This window comes from Planktothrix sp. (assembly GCF_046067725.1).
In the GTDB taxonomy this organism is placed as follows: Bacteria; Cyanobacteriota; Cyanobacteriia; order Cyanobacteriales; family Microcoleaceae; genus Planktothrix.
Genome location: NZ_JBJUDF010000078.1, coordinates 1 through 4027, shown reverse-complemented (window position 1 = coordinate 4027; position 4027 = coordinate 1). Strand labels below are relative to the sequence as shown.

Genomic DNA, 4027 nt, shown 5'->3' with positions numbered 1-4027 from the left:
TCGCACACAATCATAACAGAACCATCCTATACAGACTTAAACCTCACCTATGACCGTACTTGAACAGGGAACGATTACAATTCATACCGAGAATATCTTCCCCATTATCAAAAAATCCCTTTATACAGACCATGAAGTCTTCCTGCGGGAACTCGTTTCCAACGCCGTTGACGCCATCGCTAAACTCAAAATGGTGTCTCGGTCTGGGGAATATTCCGGGGAGATTGGTGAACCTGAAATCACCATTACCATCGATAAAGACAATAAAACCCTCTCTGTGACCGATAATGGCATCGGGATGACCGCCGAGGAAGTCAAAAAATATATTAACCAAGTCGCCTTTTCCAGCGCCGAAGAATTTATCGAAAAATATAAATCCAATTCTGACCAATCCATCATCGGTCATTTTGGCTTAGGATTCTACTCCTCCTTCATGGTCGCCCGTCAAGTGGAAATTGACACCCTTTCCTACCAAGACGGAGCCCAAGCGGTTCACTGGACGTGCGATGGGTCTCCTATCTTTAAATTGGAAGACTCCGCCCGTATCCAACGAGGAACAACTATTACCCTGACCTTGATGGATGAAGAAACCGAATATCTGGAAACGTCCCGCATCCGTCAACTGATTAAAACCTATTGTGATTTTATGCCCGTTCCGATTAAATTGGACGGGGAAACGATTAACCGTCAAAAAGCACCTTGGCGGGAATCTCCCAATAATTTAACTCAAGAAGATTATTTAGAACTTTATCGCTATCTTTATCCCTTCCAAGAAGAACCCTTACTTTGGGTACATCTCAATACCGACTATCCCTTTATTGTCAATGGGATTCTTTATTTTCCCAAACTCAAACCCGATGTGGATGTCACCCAAGGCAATATTAAACTATTCTGTAATCAAGTCTTTGTCAGTGACCACTGCGAAGATATTATCCCTAAATTCTTAATGCCATTACGGGGAGTTATTGACAGTACCGATATTCCCTTAAATATTTCCAGAAGTGCCCTCCAAACCAACCGAACCGTCCGCAAAATTGCCGATTATATTGCCAAGAAAGTTGCAGACCGTCTCAAAGAATTATATCGAGATAACCGCAAAGAATATATTCGCTGCTGGCAAGATATCGGCACTTTTGTTAAGTTTGGTTCCCTCAACGATGATAAATTTAAAAAACAAGTTGAGGACATTTTAATTTACCGCACAACCTACACCCCAGAAACAACCAATTCTGAGGAAAAAGCCGTTGAAGTTCAGGTGCAAACCGAAGAAGGCGATGTGTGGCAAGATGTATCTTCTAAAACTCCTGATCAAACCGATGAAAAAGGGCGTTATTACACCACTTTAAGTGAATATTTAGAACGGAATAAACAACGCCATGAAAATCGTGTGTTTTATTGCACTGATGAAACCACTCAAGCTACTTATGTGCAGTTACACACCAGTCAAGGGTTAGAAGTTCTGTTCTTTGATTCCTTTATTGATAGTCATTTTATTAGTTTCCTAGAACGGGAACATACAGACGTTAAATTCTCACGGGTAGATGCAGAACTCGATGATAATTTAATTGATAAGGACAACAACAGCGAAATCGTTGATCCTAAAACCAATAAAACCCGCAGTGAACAAATTAAAGATTTGTTTACCACCGCCTTAAATAAACCGAAATTAACGATTCGGACTGAATCTTTGAAATCGGAAGATACACCCCCTGCTATGGTATTATTACCAGAATTTATGCGACGGTTACAGGATATGACTGCCTTAATTCAACAACAAAAAGCAGAATTTCCCGAAGAGCATATTCTGTTAATTAATACCGCCCATCCCTTGATTCAAAATTTAGTTAATTTAAGTCAAGGAGCAATTATTCAAGAAGGCGGTGAATCTCCATCGGCGGAATTAGCAAAAATGATTTGTCACCATGTCTATGATTTAGCCTTAATTGCTCAAAAAGGCTTTGATGCAGAGGGAATGAAAGACTTTGTTGAACGCTCTAACCAAGTGTTAACTCGGTTAACTTCCAATTAAGATGACAGTAAAAACCCTGATTACATCTTTGGATAGATCCCCCTAAATCCCTCTTAAAAAGCCCCCCAGGGCTGTTTCATTTTCTCCCAAAATTTGTATGACCTCTCCCCCTAACCCCCTCTCCTGCAAGGAGAGGGGGGAAGAATTCCTCATAAGAATTATATCAGAGATTTCACCCCGCTCTTACTCCCCATTCCCTTGCAGGGAAGGGGGCTGGGGGGTTAGGTCACAGAGGTTTTTGAGAGAAAATGAAAACCCCCTGGGGTCTAGGGGGGATCTCAAACTCAAGGTAAAATCAAAGGACTTTTCAGCCGACGAGTTGATAGGGACGAAAATTCTGTATAATGAAGGTTTGGATTTTTGAGAACATACTAAGCTGGAGTTAACCATGTCTCGGATTTGTCAGTTAACGGGGAAGAGAGCCAATAATGGAATGTCTGTGTCTCACTCCCACCGTCGTACCCACAAGCTACAAGAAGCGAATTTACAATGGAAACGGATTTGGTGGCCCCAAGGCAAACGTTGGGTTAGATTGAAACTATCAACTAAAGCCATTAAAACCATTGAACGCAAAGGCTTACAAGCTATGGCGAAAGAAGCTGGAATTGATTTAAACAAGTTCTAAATGAGGCGAACACTAGCCCTGATTTCCTCAACCCCCCCTGCAATAATGATAGGGGGGCTATTTTTTATGCAAACCCATAAATTACCCTAATATAAAATCTTTAAATGTTTGCTACCCATCCGTTCCCTGTAGAGACGCGCCTTAGCGGAGCCAGTTCATGCCGTCAGGCTATTGCCGTAAGGCTTTTGGCGCGTCTCTACGCGGGGTTTAGGATTATACTCTGAACCATCTCAGAGTCTACAACCTCCAAGAAATAGACTTTAGAGATAGGCCGATCACTTTTGAAATAAATTGGGGAATTCTAAACAAAAGAGGAAAGTCCCTATCGACTTACTCTTAAGTTGGGGAGTGTGATAGCAAACACAACAAATCAGTCAGATTCATAACCCGAAATCAAGTTCAAAGGGTTATTCAATTAAAGGGTAAGCATCCATAGAACGTGCAGAACTGAACTAGAAAAAACCCGTATTTCTACGAGGACTATTCTGGAAGCAGGAATGCTACAACTGAAGAGAGGGAGTTTTTCCGTCTTAATAAAATTTAATCAGTTTATATTTTTTCTTGCATTTCAGTTTGGGGCTAAATACCCCTACTGCAACAGATAAAAATGAAATTTTAAAAATCTTTCTTAGCCAGCACAACCATTCCAACAAAAGGTTAGGTAGGCATCTATGTCACAACATCACCATCACCAATTCGACCCCAAATTTCGCCGATTTCATGGATTTCTTATGGTTTATCATCTGATTCTGTCTTTCCTGCGTGCGATCCGGATCGCCTTTAAACGGATGAGACGGGGAATGATGCGATCGCTTTTGCGAGTTTGGATGAAGCTCAACCGTCAAGATCGATATGGTCGGGCTGGGTTTGTGTTACCAACGGTGACAATGGTGTTATTAGTGGTGGTGCTATTGAGCGTAACGATTATGTTGCGATCAATGGATCGGTCTAAAATGGCACAATATCGGCGAGTGGATGAAGCGGTTCTACAAGCAGCAACACCCGCTTTAGACCGAGCTAAAGCAAAAATTCAACATTTATTATCCCCTAGGGAGAAGCCTCGCACCCTTGCTACTCCCTCCGATACTGAACTTTATCGAGCTTTAAAAGAAAGTAGTTATAACTTAGCAGATGAAACCCAACTTCAAGTTAGATATGCTGCTAACGGTACTATTAATGTGAACGAAAATGATAATACACCCTTAGAAAACCGGACAACAATTGCAACCGCCTGGAAGTTTCCGGTTGATACTGATAATAATGGTAAATTTGACACTTGGACAATTTACGGAATATATTTCCGAAATCCTATCAATACAAACACCGCTAGAAATCCTTTAGATGCTAGAACTCCACCCTACACAGCAACATCT

General features: G+C 41.4%; 2 protein-coding genes and 1 pseudogene. All 3 read left to right on the top strand.

Features of this window, described 5'->3' with window-relative positions; translation table 11 throughout:
• The first annotated feature begins 49 nt into the window (after positions 1-49).
• A complete protein-coding gene (gene htpG, locus ACKPEB_RS04410) occupies positions 50-2029 on the top strand; it encodes a molecular chaperone HtpG (RefSeq protein ID WP_408963607.1) in 1980 nt (659 codons plus the stop codon).
• A gap of 388 nt (positions 2030-2417) precedes the next feature.
• Positions 2418-2654, top strand: a complete 237-nt coding sequence (gene rpmB, locus ACKPEB_RS04405; RefSeq protein WP_408963606.1) for a 50S ribosomal protein L28 — start codon at positions 2418-2420, stop codon at positions 2652-2654.
• Positions 2655-3325: 671 nt separating this feature from the next.
• Positions 3326-4027: pseudogene (locus tag ACKPEB_RS04400) on the top strand (hypothetical protein); the annotation flags it as partial.